The sequence below is a fragment of the Candidatus Amarolinea aalborgensis genome (assembly GCF_900491745.1).
Lineage (GTDB): Bacteria > Chloroflexota > Anaerolineae > SSC4 > Amarolineaceae > Amarolinea > Amarolinea aalborgensis.
Genome location: NZ_UETR01000001.1, coordinates 485,973 through 504,961 on the forward strand (window position 1 = coordinate 485,973; position 18,989 = coordinate 504,961).

The window sequence follows — 18,989 nt, forward strand, 5'->3', positions numbered from 1 at the left end:
ATCCATGAGTACGCTGTTGTCTTCGATTTCTGAGTTCTTCGCCGCTCTGTTCGGACGCGCCGCCCCACCGTATCCCGGCGTCACCGCCACACGCGGCCTGGATGCGCCTGTCAACGATGCCGCCGCTTACGGCGTAGGCATCGAAGAAGCCAAGCCGCCGATCGGCCAGCTTTATTGGAAAGTGCAGCGCGTGCACCACTTGACCGCGGACGAGAATAATTTTCGCCAGCATATCTTCGTTGACATGCAGGATGAAGCGGGCAATCGGCTGCAAGGCGGCGCCGTGCGCGTCAACTGGCCTGGCGGCGAGCAGATCATTACCCTGAACAAGCCGCCAGGCGAACCGGCCGGCAACTTCCCGATGTGGAAGTACCAGGTTTGTGACGTTGCAGCGATCGGAATGCCTGGCGAAACCCTGGTCAGCGACAAAGTCACGGGGCTGCACACCAGTCACAAGGACGAAGGGCCGGGCAATCGCCTGTTTCATCACAGCTTCGCCCTGGTCTTCCAGCGCACCCTGGCCGGCGCCGCGGCCCCGGCCCGCGAGAGCATCATCAGCGGCCGTGTGACCAACGGGGCCGGTCGCATCGTGCTCCTGCTACAAGAGGGCGCCGCTGCGGCCCAAACGGTGGTTGCGGCTGATGAGAGCTACAGCGTGACCGCGCTTGCCGCTGGCACATACCAGGTGGCAGTGCAAGGCGCGGACGTACGGTCAGATCCGGTGACGGTGGATGGCCGCGGCGCGGCCACTGTCAACCTGACGCTGCCCGCAGCGCCTAAAGAGGAGAGCACTGTCAGCGGCCGCGTGCTGCGCGGCGCAGGGGCGACGATTGAGCTGTATGCAAGCGGCGCGCTAGTCCATTGGACATTGGTCGCTGCGGACGAGCGCTACCAGTTTACGGCGCTACCCGCAGGCCTCTACCGGGTCGGCATTGCTGGCAAGGACGTCGTGTCCGAGGACTTTCACCTGGATGGGGTCAGCGCCCGCCAGCTCGACCTTGAGATTCCCGAATCAGCCGAACCGACGGGCAAGCCGCTGACGCGCTATGTGCTCTTCGCGCCGCTCAACACGGTGCAGGGACAAATTGATTGGCTGCTGGCCGCGCCTTACTTGCAGACCTTTGGCCTGACCGCGGGCGCAAACCTGGATCATGCCAAGCTCGCCGCGCACGTCACGATCATCGGCGGTGGGCCGGATGCGCCGGGCGCGGCAGTCGAACAGGCGCTGGCTGCCGCGGGCTGCCGCGTGGAGCGCATCGCCGGCGACGCCAACGCGGTCGCGGCCGAGTTGGCGCAGCGCATCGAGGCTGGGCAACCGTAAGTCGAAAGTCCGAGGGGCGGCCACATAGGGCCGCCCCTGCGGCAGGGTGCATTTCAATTTCGGGGCGTAGCCCCAAAGGGGCTTGCACCTCGTAGCCGGATGGCCTTTGGCCTCCGGCGGGGTTGCACTGGATGGCGTGCGCGCAACCAACGCCGCCCGACCGTGAACGGATCGGGCTACAAGGTGGAAGGCCCTGTCGGGCCTGACGGCGCGCGAGGGGTTTGTATTTCGTGGCGGGCGCATTTCAGTTCCGTTGCGTAGCCGGCTTCGGTTGGGCTTGGAGGTGGTTGCAGCGGCCTTCGACAAGCTCAGGCCCCGTGCGGTGAGCCGGTCGAACCGTGCGGTGAGCCTGTCGAACCGTGCGGTGAGCCGCTCACGACGAAGCCTCAATCGCTCGACGTCGCACCCGCCCCCAGTTTGAAATGCACCCCTACTGCTGCCTTACTTGGGCATTGCTGCCAGGCTGTGGTAAAATCCCCTGGCTATGCGACGGTGGACGTTTCAACGTGCAGGTAACTTTGGGATCGAAGCCCTTTTGCTGGCCGGCATCATCACGATGGCGGCCTTTTTGCGATTTTGGCAGTTGCACAGCACACCGCCTGGTTATCACTTCGACGAAGCCTTTGAGGGGCTGGAAGCCTGGCGCCTGCTGCAAGACCCCACTTACCGTCCGTTGTTCTTCACTGGCAACTTCGGCGTTGAGCCGCTCTTCATCTACCTGACCGCGATTGCGTTCAAGCTCTTTGGCGCCGGGCCGGTGGTGCAGCGGGGGGTGGCCGCGCTGATCGGGCTGTTGACCGTGCCTGCGGTCTGGCTCTTGGCGCATGAACTGCGCCGCTGGCAGCCGCGCCTGCCCGCCAGTTTCCCTTTGTGGAGCGCAGCCGTACAAGCCGGACTTTTCTGGGCGATCAGCGCCAGCCGCATCGGCTACGAACCGGGGCTGGTGCCGCTGCTCTTGTGCCCGCTGCTGTGGGCCTTGTTGGCTGCCCTACGCACCGGCCGGCCGGCTGCCTGGGTGGCAGCCGGCGCGCTCACCGGTCTCGGCCCCTACACCTATCCAGCCGGTCGTCTTTACCCCGTGGTCGTCGCCGCTGTTCTGCTCATTGCCTGGCTCTGGCCTCGCCTCTTGCCGCGGGCCAGCGCCGATGGCGTTGCCGCAGCGGCCTTGCGCCCGCGCTGTCTGCTACTGCTGGCCTTGAGCGCGCTGCTGGTCTTTGCGCCGCTGGCCTGGCAGTGGGTCAGCAACCCAGACCTGGTCCTGCTGCGCTCACGCCAGATTGCCGTGGTGGCCGAGGGCGCGGGGAGCACTTCGCCCCTGCAAACCATCGTGCAGCACACCCTGGCGACGGCTGGCATGTTCAGCCTGGCCGGCGACGTGGACCCGCGCAACAACCTGCCGGGCCGGCCCGTTTTTGATTGGTTCCTGGCGCCCTTCTTTTACCTGGGCCTGGCATTGACCCTCTGGCGCTGGCGCGAACGCACGGCGGCCTGGCTGTTGGCCGTGCTCGCCATCATGCTGGCGCCCACCATTTTGAGCGAGTACGCGCCTCATTTTCGCCGCGCCCTGGGCGCCCTACCCATCGTCGCGCTGCTCACGGGCTTGGGGCTTGGTGCAGCCTGGGATTGGGCCGCGAGGCGACCGCTGCCTGCCCCAGAGCAGCCCGTGTGGCGCCGCCCGGCCTGCTGGCTGCGCATGGCGATCAGCGCCTGCCTGCTTGTTTCCATCGGCCTCGCGGGCCGCGACTATTTTGACCGTTGGGCCAGGTCGCCTGATCTCTTCTACGCCTTCGACGAAGGCCTGTGGCAGTTGGCGCAGGGGGTGACCGAGCTGCCGGCCGCCAGCCAGGTGTATCTCACGCCGCGGCCCGCGACGCACACCACCCTGGCGTTCGCGTGGCGCAGCGACCAGCCGCCGTCCACCTTTGATGGCCGCCACATTTTTGTCATCCCGCCAGACGCGCAGCGCCGTCGTTTCTACGCGGTCATCGAAGCCGAGGATTACCGCAGCCGCCTGCTGCTGCCGGAGCTTTTCCCCGCCGTCGTCATGCACTCCGTTGTCAACGACCGCGCCGGCCAGCGATATGCCGCAATCTATGAGGCGCCGATCGGCGTCCAACCCATCATCCAACCGCAGATAGCCAGCGACGCCGTGTGGAACGCGCAGGCGCGCCTCCTGGGATTCAACCTCAATTCAGTTTATCGCCGCGGGGACATCATCTACCTGCGCCTCTTCTGGCGCGCCCTGGCGCCCATCGCGGAGGATTGGACATTCTTCGTTCACGTGCTCGACGCGGCCGGGCAGAATCGCCTGGGCGCGGATGCCGCGCCGGGCGCCGGCAGCTATCCCACCACACGCTGGCAAATGGGTGAATGGATCATAGACGAGATTCAGATCGCGCTTCCGGTCACGCTGGCGAGCGGCGATTACCAACTGGAGGCTGGTTTTTACCTGTCGTCAGGCGCGCGCATCCCGGTGACGGCGGCCGCGGACTTCGGCGATCATCTGCTGCTGGCGCGGCTGCGCATCGAGGAGGCGCCATGATGGGCGTGCGCTCCCAGCGACGGCCAGAGAACCCAATTTCACTTGCCGTGGCAGACCCAGCCGACCGGCCGCCGTGGGGCGCGGCTTTGCCCACCCTCTACGCGCTGGAAGAGGCGCACTGGTGGACGCGCGGCATGTTCGCCTGCACAGCCGCGATCCTGGCGGCTGACGGCTGGTCAGGCCGCGGCGCGGTGCTGGACGTGGGCTGCGGCAGCGGCGGCGCTCTGTCCCAGCTGGCGGCGCGTCCGCGCATCGGCCTTGACATCTCCCCGCTGGCGTTGATGCACGCGCGCCAGCATCCTGACCTGACCCTCGTGCGCGCCTCGGCCATGGCGCTGCCACTGGCGCCCGCACGGTTCGACCTGGTTCTCGCACTCGATTCACTCGATCAGCGCCAAATGGATAGCCGGCAGGCCTTGATTGCATGCGCCGGCCAGCTGCGCCCTGGCGGCCGTCTGCTGGTGCGGGTCTCAGCGCACCCCTGGCTGCACAGCGCGCACGATGAACTGACCGGCACGGCCGCGCGCATGAGCGCCAGGCAGCTGCAAGCACTTCTGCGGGCCGCGGGGCTGACCGTGCGCCGCCTGACGTATGCCAATGCGGTGCTCTTTCCGCTGGCCGCCAGTCGCCGCCTCCTGGCCGACACGCTCAGACGGCCGTTGGCCCACGATTTGCAGCTGCCGTCGGCGCCGCTCAACCGCCTGCTGCGCAGGGTGCTGGAGCGCGAGGCGAGCTGGCTGCGGCGCGGGCATAATCTGCCCTGGGGCCTTTCTCTGTACGCCCTGGCAGTCAGCAGTCAGGAGAAGTCAGGCGAGAACGAGGTGCGGCCATGACAGGCCCAAGTCGGATGGCGCGGCTGCGCGGGGTTGGGCTGCCAGTCCAATCCAACTCGCAGCGTTGGTTCCGCGTGCAGCCGTGGCATGGGCTGGCGCTGCTGCTGCTCCTGGCATTGGGCGTGCGCGCCTGGCAGTTGACCTTTCACAGCCTGTGGCTGGACGAGGCCTTCAGCCTGTTCTGGGCCAACAAGCCGGCCGCGACCATCGTGCGCGTTGGGTTGACTCTGACCGAAGACAAGCATCCACCCCTCTACTACCTGCTCCTGCATGGATGGCTGCGTCTCTTCGGCGCGTCGGATGCCGCCGTGCGCGGCCTGGGGGTCGGCCTGGGCGCACTGGCTGTCTGGCCGACTTTTGGCCTGGGCCTGGCGTTGAATCGGCGCGCCGGCCGTGCTCGCCGCGGCGCGTGGTTGGCGGCCGTGCTGGTCGCCCTCAATCCGTTCTTGATTTGGTACAGCCAGGAAGTGCGCATTTTCATGCCGGCAACCACCTTCGGGCTTTGGGGCCTCTATGCCTGGCTGCGAGCCTTGTCGCCGACCCCTGCGCCTGGCCGCAAGCTGGCGACGCTTTTCTGGTATGCCCTGGCCGTCAGCGGCCTCTTGGCGGCCTGCTACAGTTACCTGTTTGCCGCGTTTCTGCTGCCGGTCGCCGGCCTGTGGCTGCTTGTGGAGAAAACGCCCGGCCGTCCAGTCCGGGATTGGCGCGCTTTTCTTCGCGACCTATGGCCCAGCGCCCTGGCTCTGCTGCTGATGGCTGCGCTTTTTGCGCCGTTGGCGCTGGCTGCGTGGCGGGTCAGCGGCGCAGAGGCTGCGCCAGGCGCGCCCTTTGCCAACCTGTTCGCCACACTGGCGCGCTTGCTGGCAGCGTACACCGTGCGCCAGGCGTCCTGGCCGCAGCCGCTGCTGGCGGCCGCGGTCATTGGCGCTGGGGGGCTGCTGCTGATTGGCCTCGCAGCCGCGCTGCGTCAGGATCGCCGCCGCGGCCTGCTGCTGCTGCTCTGGCTCGCGGTTCCGCTGCTGCTCGGCAATCTGCTCCAGGCTAAGGATGCCACTGTGTTTGCGGAGACGCGCTATTTCATCTTTCTGATTCCGGCCTTATGCCTGGCGTGGGCCGCCGGGTTGGATGCCATCTGGCGCGCGCGGCCCTGGTTGGGGCGCGCGCTCACCGTCGGCTTTGTGGCCGTATTCCTGGCGGCGCTGCCCGCGCTGTGGTCGCATGACCCCGCGCTTCGACGCGAGGATTGGCGCACCGCGGCGCAGGTGGTCGGTCGCTACGCCACCGCGCAAGATGTGGTTGTCAATCATGTCAACTATACAGAGCTGGCGTTTGCGCGCTATTACCAGGGCGCGGCGCCGCGCCAGGCGCCCTTTGGCGCGGCTCTCGCGGATGAAAGCGCGGTCGAGGCTGGCCTCGACCCGCTGACCGGGGCCGACACCCTGTGGCTCGTCTTGTCGCACCAGGAGGGGATTGATCCGGCCAATCTGGTGCGCGCCTGGCTCGGTGGGCGCTTTCCGCTGGTTACTGAACTCTATCCGGCCGGCATTGCCATCCGCGCCTACGCCACGCAGTATCGGTTGACCGCGCTGCCGAGCGCGGCCAAGCCTGTGGATGGGCCAAGCCAGGCCAACGGCGCTGTTCGCCTGGCCGGCTGCCGCCTGGAGCCAGGCCCCGTGGCCGCGACGGACGATGCCATGCATCCGCCCAGCGGCTGGGCGCATGTCACACTCTATTGGCAGGCCCTGGCTGCGCCCGCCGCCGATCACCTGGCGCGTGTACGCCTGGTGGATGCTGACGGTCAGGTGTGGGGCGAGAGCCTGGAGCGCGCGGACAGCGCGCTGCACTTCTACCCCATGACGCGTTGGCGGCCGGGCGAGATCGTGCGCGATGATTATGATGTCAACCTCAACCCGCGCACACCGCCGGGCGCGTATCGGGCGGCGGTGGCCCTGCTGGATGAGGCCGGCCCAGACGTGATGTGCGGCGTTGTGTCCGTGACCAACCGGTAACAATCAATGATAAACCAGACTCGAACCGCTGATGAGGTAGCATGACCACGGTTTCAGTTGTTTTGCCCACCTATAATGAAAAAGATAACATCATTCCTTTGCTGGAGGCCGTGCTGCACAGCGCGCAGCATCCGACGAACGTGTGGGTCGTTGATGATCATTCGCCGGACGGCACGTGGCAGCTCGTGGCCGCGCGCGCGGCGTCTGATGCGCGCGTGCATCTGATTCACCGCACGGAGGAGCACGGGTTGACCAGTGCGATTGCCCGCGGGATTCACGACAGCGATGGCGACATCGTGGTCTGGATGGACTGCGATTTTTCGATGCCGCCGGAGCGCATCCCCGCGCTGGTCAACGCCATTGTGGTTGACAGCGCGGATGTGGCGGTTGGTTCGCGCTATGTGCCGGGCGGCGCGGATGTGGGTCATTCGCTGATGGCGCAGGCCTTTAGCCGGGTCATCAACCTGGCGGCCAGTGTCTTGCTGGGCTTTGGCGTGCGCGACTACACCAGCGGCTTCGTTGCCGCGCGGCGCATCGTCTTCGATCGTATTGATTTGCGCGGCGACTACGGCGAATACTGCATTGATCTCCTGGTGCGCGCCCGGCGACAGGGCTGGCGCGTGGTTGAAGTGCCCTATTTGTGCGTCGAGCGACAAAGCGGTCAGTCGAAAACCGGCGCGACGCTGGTGGACTACGTTCGCCGCGGGCGCAACTATGTCGCTACGATTGTGCGCCTGGCCCTGCGTCGCCGGGACTAACCTGAAAACCGCCGCGGATGACCACGGATCGTCACAGATTGCCTGCGTTCATCCACGGTTGTCTGCCGAGCGCCTGGGCGATTAACTTGAAAACCGATGGTATTTGAGGAGTAAAAACGCAGATATGTTGAAACCACGTGAACTTTCTTTGGATGAGATGGGCGACCTGGCCGACATTATTCCTGGGCCAGATCCCGAGCTAAAAGCAACGATTCGCGCCATCTCCCAATTCGAGGCGGATGTGACGCGGCCGATTATCCCGGTGTGTGAGCCAACCCTGACCGGCAACGAACTGAAGTACATCACCCAGGCCGTGGAGACGAACTGGATTTCATCCGCCGGCAGCTTCATCCGCGAGTTTGAGCGCAAATTCGCCGATCTCAGCGGCGCGCGCTACGGCGTGGCGTGCGCCAACGGCACAGTCGCGCTGCACCTGGCGCTGGCGACGCTGGGCTTGGAGCCTGGGGATGAGGTCATCATTCCAACCTTCACCATGATTGCCACCGCCAACGCCGTGACCTACTGCGGCGGCCGGCCGGTGCTGGCCGATGCCGAGCCGTGCACGTGGAACATGGACTTGAACCAGGTGGAGGATCGCATCACACCGCGCACGCGCGCAATCGTGCCGGTGCACACCTACGGCCACCCCGTGGATATGGACGCCTTGCGTCAAATCGCGGACCGTCACGGCCTGTTGGTGTTCGAAGATGCGGCCGAAGCGCATGGCGCGCGCTACAAGGGGCGGCCGGTGGGCAGCCTGGGCGACGCCGCCTGCTTCAGTTTCTACGGCAACAAGATCATTACCACCGGCGAAGGCGGCATGGTCACCACGAACAACGAGCAGATTGCGCGCCTGGCCTGGAACCTGCGCGACCACGCGTTCAGCCACGAGCGCCACTTCTGGCACAAGTTCATCGGGTTCAACTACCGCATGACCAACATGCAGGCTGCCATTGGTCTGGCGCAGACGGAACAGCTCGAAAAATTCGTGCAGATGCGCCGCGCCAACGCGGCCTACTATTCTGCGCTTCTCGCCACCGTGCCCGGCATCACCACCCCGCCCGAAGCCGACTGGGCGATGAACGTCTACTGGATGTACGGCATCTTGGTGGACGAGAAGGCCTATGGCATGAACCGCGATCAACTGCGCCGCGCGTTGGCCGAGCGGGGCATTGAAACGCGCACCTTCTTCATCCCCATGCACTGCCAGCCGGTTTACTTCGATCAGTATCGCGGGCAGCGCTTCCCGGTGGCCGAAGACCTGTGCCGCCGCGGCTTCTACCTGCCGAGTGCATCCAGCCTGACGCGGGCCGAAATTGAACGGGTGGTCAGGACGATTCGCGAGGTGAGGGCGAGGGCCTAGCGTCTGCGGCCCTGGCTCAGGTCGCATGCACGCCAGCGCTGCGCAGGCTGACGCTGACTGTCAGGGCCGCATGGCAACATGACAGCATCAACGACTGCGAGCGGGAACGGCCGGCGCTTATCGGCCTCAGGAAAAAGGCGCCGTTCGCCCCCGCTTGCAGGCTAGATTTCGCAATTGACAAGCTGATGCACCTATGCTACACTTTGACCCATCTGCGGCCCAGCGCGCAGACAGGTTCAGTCAAGGATTGATGCACGCATGATAGTTCAGATTCCCTCCCCTAGGAGCCCACGGAGGTCGTAGCCGGACGTTAAGTCTGGGTAAGCGCGTTTTGGGCCACTCCCAGGGTGGGGATCAACGGTGTGTCACGGTCAAACGATAGCTCTCCAGGCGGAGAGCTTTTTTGTTGCCCAAAAACAGGGGCGCGGTTAGCAACGCAGGGTTAAGGACAAAGTCAGGATGATTCGAGTTGGCATCGCCGGCGCGACCGGCTATACGGGATTTGAGTTGGTGCGAATTTTACGCCGCCATCCAGAGGTGCAGTTAGCCTGGTTGACGTCAGAATCGAACGCGGGCGGCCGCTTGAGCAGCGTCTTCCCCTGCCCGTGGGACGATGAACTGCTGCCGCTGGAACAGGCGCTGCGCCAGCGTCTCGACGAGGTGGATGTGGTGTTCCTGTGCCTGCCCCACGCCGCTTCGATGGAGGCCGTGGCGCAGGTCATCGCGGCGGGCGTCAAGGCGATTGACTTGAGTGCGGATTTCCGTCTGCGTGATGCGGCGGTGTATCAGCGCTGGTATGCCCATCCCCACACCCAGGCGCAGCTCCTGGCGGAGGCGGTCTACGGCTTGCCCGAGATGTACCGGGACGCAGTGGCCGCGGCGCGGCTGATTGCCAACCCCGGCTGCTATCCCACGAGCGTGATTCTCGCCCTGGCGCCCCTGGCGCGCGCCGGCCTGCTGCGCGGACGCGTGATCGCGGACAGCAAGTCGGGCGTCAGCGGCGCGGGGCGCGGGCTGAGGTTGAGCAGCCATTTTGTCGAAGCCAACGAAAACTTCTCGCCCTACAGCATCGGCCGCCAGCATCGCCATCTCCCTGAAATGGAAGAGCAGTTGACCGCGCAGGCGCGCTCGGCCCCGGCCGCGTTCCAGGTGATCTTTTCGCCGCACCTGCTGCCGGTCAACCGGGGCATTCTGAGCACCCTGTATGTGGAATTGCCGAAGAAGCTCAGCGGCGACGCGCTGCTCAGCCTCTACCGCGACGCGTACGGGCACGAGCCGTTCATCCACCTCCTGGGCTTGAACCAGGTGGCGACGCTGCGGCACACCGTCGGCAGCAACCGCTGCGCCATTGGCCTCAGTCCGCAGGCCGACAACCTGCTGATCGTGACCAGCAGCATTGACAATCTGCTCAAAGGCGCCAGCGGGCAGGCAGTGCAAAACATGAACGTCATGTGGGGCCTGCCGGAGACGACGGCGCTGTTGTAGTGCAAAGTGCATAGTACAAGGTGCGAAGTGCGCCGACATGCTTTGCACTTTGTATTTTGCACTGGCTACTCCACGTTCGAGCTTTTTGGGGAGAGGGGCAGTTGATGAGTCAACAAAAACCGGTCGTGGTGATCAAGATTGGCGGCAACGAGATTGACGACGCAGGGTTCCTGGGCCGGTTCGTAGCCGCGGTGCACCGCGTGCAAGCGGAAAGTCTGCCCGTGATCGTGCACGGCGGGGGTAAGGAAATTGCCGATCTGCATCAGCGCCTGCAAGTGCCGTTCGAGATGGTGCAAGGGGTGCGTGTGACCAGCGCGGAGAGCCTGCGCCTGGTAGAAATGGTGCTGAGCGGCCTGGTCAACACACGCGTGGTGCGCTGGCTGGTCAACCACGACATCGAGGCCATCGGCTTGACCGGGGTGGATGCCGGCCTGGTGCAGGTGACGCGCTGGCGGCCCAACGATGTGGACCTGGGCTATGTGGGCAAAGTCACGGCCGTGCGCGCGGCGCCCCTGCAGCGCCTGCTGGCCGCAGGCTTCGTGCCGGTCATTTCACCGGTGTCGCTGGGCGAGGACGGCCAGACCTATAACGTCAACGCCGATCATGTCGCCGCCGCGCTGGCGCACGGTCTGCAGGCCAGCCGCCTGGTCTTCGTCACCAACGTGCCTGGCGTGCTGGTGGCCGGGCGCGTGGTGCGCGCGTTGACAGTGGCGCAGGTCGAGGAGATGATTGACGAAGGCCTCATTTTTGGAGGCATGATTCCCAAGGTGCGCAGCGCCATCGAAGCTGTCGCGGCCGGCGTTTACCAGGCCGTCATCACCGACCTGGATGGCCTGGCGCAGGCCGGCGGCACCATCATCCTCAATGGAACGATGAATTCGGAACGCTGAAGGCTGAATAAGAACTACAAAACTGACGAAAAGGCTTTCCATGGACGACATCATTCAGATGGAACACGACTATCTCTTGCAAGTCTATTCCCGGCCCGACATTGTTTTCACAGACGGCCGCGGCTCCACGCTCTACGACAGCCGCGGCCGCGCGTACCTGGACTGTGCGGCGGGCATTGCAGTCAACGCGTTGGGCTATGCGGACCCCGAGCTGACCGAAGTCGCGCAGCAGGCTGCGGCTGGGCTGTGGCATGTCAGCAATCTTTATCACACCGCGCCGGCCGTGCGCCTGGCCAGGCTGTTGGTCGAGACGAGCGGTTTTGCGCAGCGCGTCCATTTCAGCCTGTGCGGGGCCAGCGCCAACGAAGGCGCGCTCAAGTTCGCCCGCAAATATGCGCGCACGCGGCACGGCGAGGGCAAGTTCCACATCGTGTCCTTCAGCAATGCCTTCCACGGCCGTCTCTTTGGCTCGCTGGCGGCAACGCCTCGTCCGAAGTACCAGCAGGCCTTTGAGCCGCTGATGCCCGGCGTGCGCGTGGCTGAGTTCAACAGCCTGCCCAGCGCCGCGGCCGCCATCCAGGACGATGTGTGCGCGGTGATCGTAGAGCCGCTGCAGGGCGAGGGCGGCATCCATGCGGCGACGCCCGCGTTTCTGCAGGGACTGCGTGACCTGTGCGATGCGCACGACGCGCTGTTGATCTTCGACGAAGTGCAGTGCGGCTTGGGACGCACTGGTGCGCTGTGGGCCTGGCAAGACTGCGGCGTGGCGCCCGACCTGCTCACCAGCGCCAAACCGCTGGCCGGCGGCCTGCCCATGGGCGCGATCCTGATGACGCCGCGCGTGGCCGACGTGATGGCCGTCGGCGATCATGCCAGCACCTTCGCCGGCGGGCCGTTCGTGGCGGCCGTGGCTGAGGCGGTCGTGCGCCGCATCAGCCAGCCGGCCTTCCTGGCCGAGGTGCGCCGCAAGGGGGAAGTCCTCAAGGAACGGCTGCAGGAGATCAACTCGCCGCACGTGCTGGAGGTGCGTGGCCGCGGCCTGCTCCTGGGGCTGCAGCTCGATATCCCGGCCGGCGATGTGGTCAAGGCCGGTTTTGAGCACGGCCTGGTGCTGATCAACGCCGGCCCGGACGTGCTGCGCCTGGCGCCGCCGCTGGTCATCACCGACGCCGAGTTGGACGCCGTGGTTGAACGCCTGGACGCGATTCTCAAAACATGGTAGAGCGAGCGATTGAAATCGCACCTGAAGGGCGCGCCGCCGGGCGTCCACCTGCGTTATACTGAGTTTGACATAACCTGCATGAACGCGATGTTGGTCGGCAACGGCCCACGGCTCGTCGAAGTCCTGGCGGCGGAACGCCTTTTTGCCCCGAATTCATTCGGCGGCATTGGATCAAGGTTGAAGGAGGGTGACAGAATGGCAGAGATCAGCATACGGCCGGCGCAGGCCGCCGACGCCGCGGGCATGTCGGCGTTGATCGGGCAGTTTGCCGAGCAGAATTTGATGCTGCCGCGCAGCGCGGCGCAGATTCTGCGCGCCCTCCCTGAATTCCTCGTCGCCGTCGAGACCACGGATGCGCCGGATGGCGTGGGGGAACGCATCGTGGGCTGCGGCTCGCTGGCCGCGCTGGCTGCCGACCTGGCCGAGGTGCGATCGCTGGCCGTGGATGCCAGTCAGCATGGCAACGGCCTGGGCGGCCTGTTGGTGGGCAAACTGCTCGATCTGGCGCTGGCGCGCGGCTTCAAACAGGTGTGCGCGCTGACGCTGCGCCCGCGCTTTTTCGAGCGCCTGGGGTTCGAAGTGGTGGACCGCTGGAGCATCTCGCCCAAGGTATGGCAGGAGTGCATCTACTGCCCGAAATTCCATCGCTGCGATGAAGTCGCTATGCTGCTGACGCTGCCTGAGCCTGCGCCGGCGACAGCGGCCCCGGCCGCCCGCAATGGCCTGCTCAAGCGCCTGATCCTGGCGCCGGTCAAGCTGATGCTGGCCTAGCCCAGGCCGGGGATCAGCCAGCGAGAGGACAACGAGAAGAAAGGACGATCATGATGGAAGCCATCCTGGCCCTGGAAGATGGGACCATTTTGCACGGCGAGGGGTTCGGCGCCAGCGCCACCGCCGTGGCCGAGGTAGTTTTCAACACGAGCATGACTGGCTATCAGGAAGTGCTCACGGATCCATCGTACCACGGACAGATGGTGGTGATGACGACGCCGCATATCGGCAACGTGGGCGTCAACGCTGAGGATGTGGAATCGAGCCAGCCGTGGGTGCAGGGGTTCATCGTGCGCGAGATTAGCCCGCTGGTGTCGAACTGGCGCGCGACCGAATCGCTGCCGGCCTACCTGGCGCGCCACGGCATCCCAGGCATCAGCGAAATTGACACACGCAGCCTGACCCGTCACCTGCGTGCGGCCGGCGTGCTGAAGGGCGCGCTATCCACGGACGGGACGCCCGCGGCGCGCCTGGTAGAACTGGCGCAGAACTGGGCCGGCCTGGATGGCCGTGATTTGGTCCAGGAAGTTACTTGCGCCGATCTGCACACCTGGGAAGAAGGCACGGCGCCCGCCTGGGAACCTGCCTCGCTGCACGGTGTGGCAGCCGGCGCGCCGCTCGTCGTGGCGTACGACTTCGGCAGCAAATGGAACATCCTGCGCCGCCTCACCAGCTACGGCTGCCGGGTGGTGGTGGTCCCGGCCCACACGCCGGCGGACGAGGTGTTGGCGCTGTCGCCGGCCGGCGTCTTTCTTTCCAACGGGCCGGGCGACCCCGCGGCCGTCACCTACGCAGCGGCTGCGGTCAGGCGTTTCTTGACGACCGAGATTCCGCTGTTCGGCATTTGCCTGGGGCATCAGATTCTGGGCCTGGCGTTGGGCGGCCGCACTTACAAGCTCAAGTTTGGGCATCACGGCGGCAACCAGCCGGTCAAGGACCTGGTCAGCGGACGCGTGCAGATCACCAGCCAGAATCACAACTACGCCGTGGACCCGGACAGCCTGCCCGCGCAGGCCGAAGTCACGCACTGGAACCTCAACGACGGCACCGTGGAAGGCCTGCGCCTGAAGGATCGGCCAGTTTTTTCGGTGCAGTATCACCCCGAAGCCAGCCCTGGCCCGCACGACGCGGACGAACTGTTTGCCCGCTTCGTGGTCGCGCTGGCCCGTTAGCGGCGCCAGGTATGTGGCTCTACCTGATTCAAGGCATTGGGCTTGGATTGGCGGCGGCGGCGCAGCCAGGGCCGTTCCAAGCCTATCTCTTGTCGCAGACCATGCAGAACGGCTGGCGGCGCACCCTGCCCGCGGCGTTGGCCCCGCTGATCAGCGACGGCCCCATCATTGTGCTGGTGCTCCTGGTGCTCAGCCGCGTACCAGCCTGGCTGCAGCGCGGTCTCTACCTGACGGGTGGGCTTTTCATCCTCTACCTGGCCTGGGGCGCGTGGCGAGCCTGGCGTTCGTTCGATGCTTCACGCTGGCAGCGGATTGGCCCTAGCCAGCGGCAGAGCGTCTGGCGCGCCGCGCTGATGAACGCGCTGAACCCCGGCCCATACCTGTACTGGAGCCTGGTGACCGGCCCCATCTTGCTCAGCGGCTGGCAGACCGCGCCCGCGTTTGGGATCGCCTTCCTGATGGGATTTTACGCAACCCTGGTCGGCGCGCTCGTGGGCATCATTCTTCTTTTCGGCCTGGCGCGGCCGCTCGGCCCGCACGTCAACCGCGCGATCCTCGGCATCTCCGTCCTCGCCCTCACCGCCTTTGGCCTTCTGCAACTTTACCGCGCCTTCACCTGATCTCCGGTCTCCGCTCTCCAATCTCCGATCTCCAATCTCCGGTCCCCTCACGCGCTCAACGTCCCCTTCGTCGAAGGCACCCCGTGGCGCCGGGCGTCAAGCTGCGTCGCGGCGTCGAGCGCGCGGCCGAAGGCCTTGAACAGCGCCTCAACCTGGTGATGATCGTTGCGGCCATAGAGCACGCGCGCGTGCAGATTCAAACGGCCATGCGTCGCCACCGATTCGAAGAAATGATAGATCAGGTCGGTGCCGAGCTGGCCCACGCGCGGCGTGTGCCAGGTTGCGTCTACCACGCAGTAAGGCCGTCCGCCCAGGTCAATCGCCACAAAACCGAGCGCCTCATCCATCGGCACGAAGCTGGACGCGGTGCGCACCAGGCCCTGCCGATCGCCCAGCGCCTGGTCGAGCGCCTTGCCCAGGCAGATGCCCACATCCTCGACCGTGTGATGCTCATCCACCTGCAGATCGCCGTGCGCCGTGACCGTAAGATCGAACAGCCCGTGCGCCGCGAAGAGCGCCAGCATGTGATCGAGAAACCCAACGCCCGTTTGTCCCCCAAAACGCCCCTGACCGTCCACTTCCAATTTCAAAGCAACGTCGGTCTCGTTCGTCTTACGCCTGATCTCACCTGTCCGCATGATGACCCCCAAGAAATGATGAATTCTGAACTTTGCACTTTCTACTTCTTCCGACTACACTACGCCCATGCCATTACCACCGCTTTTGATCTTCGACATGGACGGCGTCCTGGTGGACGTCCGTTCTTCTTATCGCCAGGTCGTGATCCAAACCGTGCAATTTTACCTGGGCGACTGCCTGGGATTGGCCTTGCCGCCGGGCCTGGTGACGCCGGCCCTGGTCGAAACCTGCAAGCTGATGGGCGGCTTCAACAACGATTGGGATCTGACCGCGGGCCTCATCGGCTATTTCCTGACCCACCTGCCGTCGGCGCCTGAACCGGCCGCGCCTGTGGCTGACCTGGACGCCATCCTGGCCTGTCTGGCGCAGACCCCGATGCCAGCCGACGCCGCATCGCGTCTGCAAGCCGCGGCTGATCGCCTTGATTCCCTGACCGGCGCGGTGCGCCAGGCTGGCGGCGGGCTGCCTGGCCTGCGCCAGGTCATGGGCGTCCGCAACCAACACCTGGTGTTCTATGCGGGCGATTTGGCGACAACCAACCTGGTCCTGCGCCTGTTCCAGGAGATCTACTTCGGCCCCACGCTGTTCATGCGCTTTTTTGCAGTCGCGCCCCGTTTTCGGCGCACGGCCGGTCTGGTGGACACCGAAACGCGGCTCGTCAACCCGGCGACGCTGGCGGCCCTGGCGCAGGCTTTCCGCCTGGGCATTGCCACCGGCCGGCCGCGGGCCGAGGCCGCGTACGCGCTCGACCGGCTGGGGCTGGCGGCCTTCTTCGAGGTCTGCGTGACGCATGACGACGTTGCGGCGGCCGAAGCGATGGCGGCGCAGGCTGGCGCAGCCGTGCGTCTGGGCAAACCGTCCCCCTGGCCGCTGCTGGCGGCCAGCGCGCAGCTTGATCCAGCTGGTTCGCTGGCGGCCGCGTACCTGGGCGATACGCCAGACGACATGCTGGCTGCCCTGCGTGCGCGCGCCGCACGACCCTTCCTGGCGATCGGCGTCAGCGCGGTGGGCGGCGATGCCCAGCGCGCGCATCTGCTGGCCGCCGGTGCAGACCTGGTGCTGCCCACGGTGGATGCCCTGCTGGCCCTGATTTAGCCGGCTGTCAACGATGCCAGCGCGGCCAGCAGCGCATCGGTGTCCGCTGGCCGGCCGGCGCTGACCCGGATGCAGTTCTCCAGCCCGGGCTTGGCGTAGTGACGCACCAGCACGCCAGCCTGCGCCAGGGCCAGCTTGAGCGTTTTGGCGTCGCGATCGTGCACCTGGCACAGGACGAAATTGGCCTGGCTGGGGTAGGGCCGCAGGAAGGAGAAGCGCGCCAGCTCCACCTGCAGGCGCTGGCGCTCAGCAATCAGCGCGGCGATGATCGGCGCCAGCTCGGCGCGATGCGCCAGCGCGGCCAGCCCGGCGACGGCAGCGGCGACATTGACGTTGTATGGCTGTTTGAACTTCCACAGGTGGCGCAGGATCCAGGCCGGAAAAATGCCGTAGCCCAGGCGCAGCCCCGCGATGCCGGCCCATTTGCTGAAGGTGCGCAAGACCACCAGGTTGTCATAATCCGCAACCCACGACGCCACGGACCGCTCCAGGCCAGCAAATTCAACATAAGCCTCATCCATGACCACGATCAGCGGCAGGCGCAGCAGGCGGCGCAGATCGGCCGGATCGAGCAGGCTGCCATCCGGGTTGTTGGGGCTGGTCAAGAACAGCAGCTTGGCGTCCTGCGCCCGCGCGGCCTGCTCGACGCCGGTTACGTCCAGGCTGAAATCGGGCCGGCGGCGCACCTCCACGACGCGGCCGCCGCTGAGCTGCGCATCGAAGCTGTACATGCCGAAGGTGGGCGGACAGTTGATGATGGCGTCGCCGGGGCGCAGGAAAATGCGGCACAGGTAATCCAGCAGCTCATCCGCCCCATGCCCCGCCAATATCATCTCAGCCGGCATCGCGACGTAGGCCGACAGCGCCGCGCGCAGGTGACGCTGCTCCGGGTCGGGGTAGATTTGGTAAAACGGAAACGCGGCCAGCGCCTCGCGCACGGCCGCGACCGGGCCGTAAGGATTTTCGTTGGCGTCTAGCTTGACGATCTCTTCGGGGCGGCGCCCCAGTTGCTCGCTCAAGACCTCGAATGGTACAATGGGTGTGTACTCTTCCAGCCCGGCCACATCGGGCCGCAGCAGGTGCTCGTAGCCGTGCGCCAGGGGGAGAGTGAGACTGGTCGTGTCAGGTTGATTCATGATTCGCTTTGCCTGGTTGGCCTTGTTTCTTGATGCAACGGATGTCGAAACGGTGTTGAGCCGCCTGGCTGCGCAGCCGCTGCACATCGCCGTCTTCAGTCGCGCCCAGGAGCCTTTGCGCGCGGCCAGCCATCGGGGCTGTCAGGCCAACCTGGTGCAGGAGCCGTTTCATTGGATGCGGCGCAGCGAAGCCCTGGCGCGTGCGCTGTTTTACGGCGGCGGCGGCGCAGTGACCGCCAACTGGCTGCTGGCGCTGTTGGCGCCGCCGGCGCTGACCGCCTGGCTGCGCACGTTGAGCCAGCCGCTGGTCTATCTGCTGGTCAGCGGGCTGCCGGCCCTGGTGTTGGGCCTGGCGATCGGCTTCGTCATCGGCCGCCGCCGCGGCCTCAGCGCAGCCGAGGCGCAGCGCTTGCAGGCGCGGCTGCTCGAAGGCTACACCCTGGTCAGCGTGCGCGGCTGGCGCTGGCAGCAGATGGCGGCCCGAGACGCGCTGCTGTCCGCAGGCGCCGGCTACGTGGCCCCGCTGCACGGCAGCCTGGTCATCCACCGCGGCCGCGCCGCGCCGACCCATGATGAGTTCATAGTCGAGCGCACCACGGTCATGCCGCCGGGCGAGGATCAGCCGGCCGCGGCGCCAGAGCGCAAACCGTCATAGCTGGTCGCCCGGCTCGTTGGTGAGGCGCCATTCCATCGTGGTGCGCGACGCGTGAGGCTGAAATCCGCAGCGCTCGTAGAGGGCGCGCGCGTGGGTGTTGTGGCGCTCCACCTCCAGCTGCACCGCCACGCAGCGATGGTGGAGCGCACGGTCGCCGATGAAGTCGAGCGTGATGCTGCCCCAGCCGCGCCCGCGGTGCGATGGGCGCAGATACAGCTCGTCAATCAGAACAAAGCGACCGCCCAGTTCCACGGTAAAACCCCAGGTCAGGATCGTGTAGCCAACGACAGTCTCGCCATCCTGGATCAGCCAGATTTCTCCCCAGCGCCCTGGCTCCTGCAGCAGCGCCTCGATGGCGCGCTCACGATCGGCCAGGGGGAAGGCGGTCAAGCCGTCTTCGATGAAGAGCGCCTCGTTCAAGTTCAACACGGTCTCGGCGTCCGCTGGCCGAGCCGACACGAAGTACGGATGGTCCATG

17 protein-coding genes are annotated in these 18,989 nt (G+C 65.9%); 14 read left to right on the forward strand and 3 right to left on the reverse strand.

Features of this window, described 5'->3' with window-relative positions:
* Nucleotides 1–4: 4 nt before the first annotated feature.
* The 12 genes from ACPQ6D_RS02045 (at nt 5) to ACPQ6D_RS02100 (ending at nt 14,986) form a co-directional block, all read left to right on the forward strand.
* Nucleotides 5–1,321 (forward strand): carboxypeptidase-like regulatory domain-containing protein, encoded by a 1,317-nt coding sequence (locus ACPQ6D_RS02045; protein WP_423222610.1) that lies wholly within the window; start codon nt 5–7, stop codon nt 1,319–1,321.
* A gap of 484 nt (nt 1,322–1,805) precedes the next feature.
* Nucleotides 1,806–3,863, forward strand: a complete 2,058-nt coding sequence (locus ACPQ6D_RS02050; RefSeq protein ID WP_423222611.1) for a hypothetical protein — start codon at nt 1,806–1,808, stop codon at nt 3,861–3,863.
* Complete coding sequence (locus ACPQ6D_RS02055) at nt 3,860–4,696, forward strand: class I SAM-dependent methyltransferase (protein WP_423222612.1); 837 nt, start codon at nt 3,860–3,862, stop codon at nt 4,694–4,696. Before ACPQ6D_RS02050 ends, ACPQ6D_RS02055 begins: the two co-directional genes overlap by 4 nt.
* The gene (locus tag ACPQ6D_RS02060; protein WP_423222613.1) at nt 4,693–6,705 is read left to right on the forward strand and encodes a hypothetical protein; all 2,013 of its coding nucleotides are present in this window, start codon (nt 4,693–4,695) and stop codon (nt 6,703–6,705) included. The genes ACPQ6D_RS02055 and ACPQ6D_RS02060 overlap by 4 nt, the downstream gene beginning before the upstream one ends.
* 41 nt (nt 6,706–6,746) lie before the next feature.
* On the forward strand, nt 6,747–7,463 hold the full coding sequence (locus tag ACPQ6D_RS02065) for a polyprenol monophosphomannose synthase (RefSeq protein WP_423222614.1): 717 nt from the start codon (nt 6,747–6,749) through the stop codon (nt 7,461–7,463).
* Nucleotides 7,464–7,587: 124 nt separating this feature from the next.
* Nucleotides 7,588–8,826: a DegT/DnrJ/EryC1/StrS family aminotransferase gene (locus ACPQ6D_RS02070; RefSeq protein WP_423222615.1), complete on the forward strand. Its 1,239-nt coding sequence runs from the start codon at nt 7,588–7,590 to the stop codon at nt 8,824–8,826.
* A 459-nt stretch (nt 8,827–9,285) separates the two neighbouring features.
* A complete protein-coding gene (argC, locus tag ACPQ6D_RS02075; RefSeq protein WP_423222616.1) occupies nt 9,286–10,311 on the forward strand; it encodes an N-acetyl-gamma-glutamyl-phosphate reductase in 1,026 nt (341 codons plus the stop codon).
* Nucleotides 10,312–10,415: 104 nt separating this feature from the next.
* Nucleotides 10,416–11,201, forward strand: a complete 786-nt coding sequence (gene argB / locus ACPQ6D_RS02080; RefSeq protein ID WP_423222617.1) for an acetylglutamate kinase — start codon at nt 10,416–10,418, stop codon at nt 11,199–11,201.
* A gap of 40 nt (nt 11,202–11,241) precedes the next feature.
* A complete protein-coding gene (locus ACPQ6D_RS02085; RefSeq protein WP_423222618.1) occupies nt 11,242–12,423 on the forward strand; it encodes an aspartate aminotransferase family protein in 1,182 nt (393 codons plus the stop codon).
* Nucleotides 12,424–12,618: 195 nt separating this feature from the next.
* Nucleotides 12,619–13,194 carry a GNAT family N-acetyltransferase gene (locus ACPQ6D_RS02090; RefSeq protein WP_423222619.1) on the forward strand — a complete coding sequence of 192 codons (576 nt, stop codon included), beginning with the start codon at nt 12,619–12,621 and terminating at the stop codon, nt 13,192–13,194.
* Nucleotides 13,195–13,247: 53 nt separating this feature from the next.
* Complete coding sequence (gene carA / locus ACPQ6D_RS02095; protein WP_423222766.1) at nt 13,248–14,366, forward strand: glutamine-hydrolyzing carbamoyl-phosphate synthase small subunit; 1,119 nt, start codon at nt 13,248–13,250, stop codon at nt 14,364–14,366.
* An 11-nt stretch (nt 14,367–14,377) separates the two neighbouring features.
* Complete coding sequence (locus ACPQ6D_RS02100) at nt 14,378–14,986, forward strand: LysE family translocator (RefSeq protein WP_423222620.1); 609 nt, start codon at nt 14,378–14,380, stop codon at nt 14,984–14,986.
* Between the two features lie 47 nt (nt 14,987–15,033).
* Here the strand turns inward: ACPQ6D_RS02100 and hisB are convergent, their stop codons facing one another.
* Nucleotides 15,034–15,624 (reverse strand): imidazoleglycerol-phosphate dehydratase HisB, encoded by a 591-nt coding sequence (gene hisB, locus ACPQ6D_RS02105; RefSeq protein ID WP_423222621.1) that lies wholly within the window; start codon nt 15,622–15,624, stop codon nt 15,034–15,036.
* A 67-nt stretch (nt 15,625–15,691) separates the two neighbouring features.
* On the opposite strand from hisB, the gene ACPQ6D_RS02110 reads away from it, so the two are divergent.
* The gene (locus ACPQ6D_RS02110) at nt 15,692–16,720 is read left to right on the forward strand and encodes an HAD family hydrolase (RefSeq protein ID WP_423222622.1); all 1,029 of its coding nucleotides are present in this window, start codon (nt 15,692–15,694) and stop codon (nt 16,718–16,720) included.
* Here ACPQ6D_RS02110 and hisC read toward each other — a convergent pair.
* Nucleotides 16,717–17,856 (reverse strand): histidinol-phosphate transaminase, encoded by a 1,140-nt coding sequence (hisC, locus tag ACPQ6D_RS02115; protein WP_423222623.1) that lies wholly within the window; start codon nt 17,854–17,856, stop codon nt 16,717–16,719. The genes ACPQ6D_RS02110 and hisC overlap by 4 nt on opposite strands.
* Between hisC and ACPQ6D_RS02120 the strand changes: the two genes are divergently transcribed.
* Nucleotides 17,855–18,511: a hypothetical protein gene (locus ACPQ6D_RS02120; RefSeq protein WP_423222624.1), complete on the forward strand. Its 657-nt coding sequence runs from the start codon at nt 17,855–17,857 to the stop codon at nt 18,509–18,511. The two genes, hisC and ACPQ6D_RS02120, sit on opposite strands and share 2 nt — an antisense overlap.
* Here ACPQ6D_RS02120 and ACPQ6D_RS02125 read toward each other — a convergent pair.
* Entirely contained in the window at nt 18,506–18,988 is a 483-nt protein-coding gene (locus ACPQ6D_RS02125) for a GNAT family N-acetyltransferase (protein ID WP_423222625.1), read from the reverse strand. The genes ACPQ6D_RS02120 and ACPQ6D_RS02125 overlap by 6 nt on opposite strands.
* Nucleotide 18,989 lies beyond the last annotated feature (1 nt).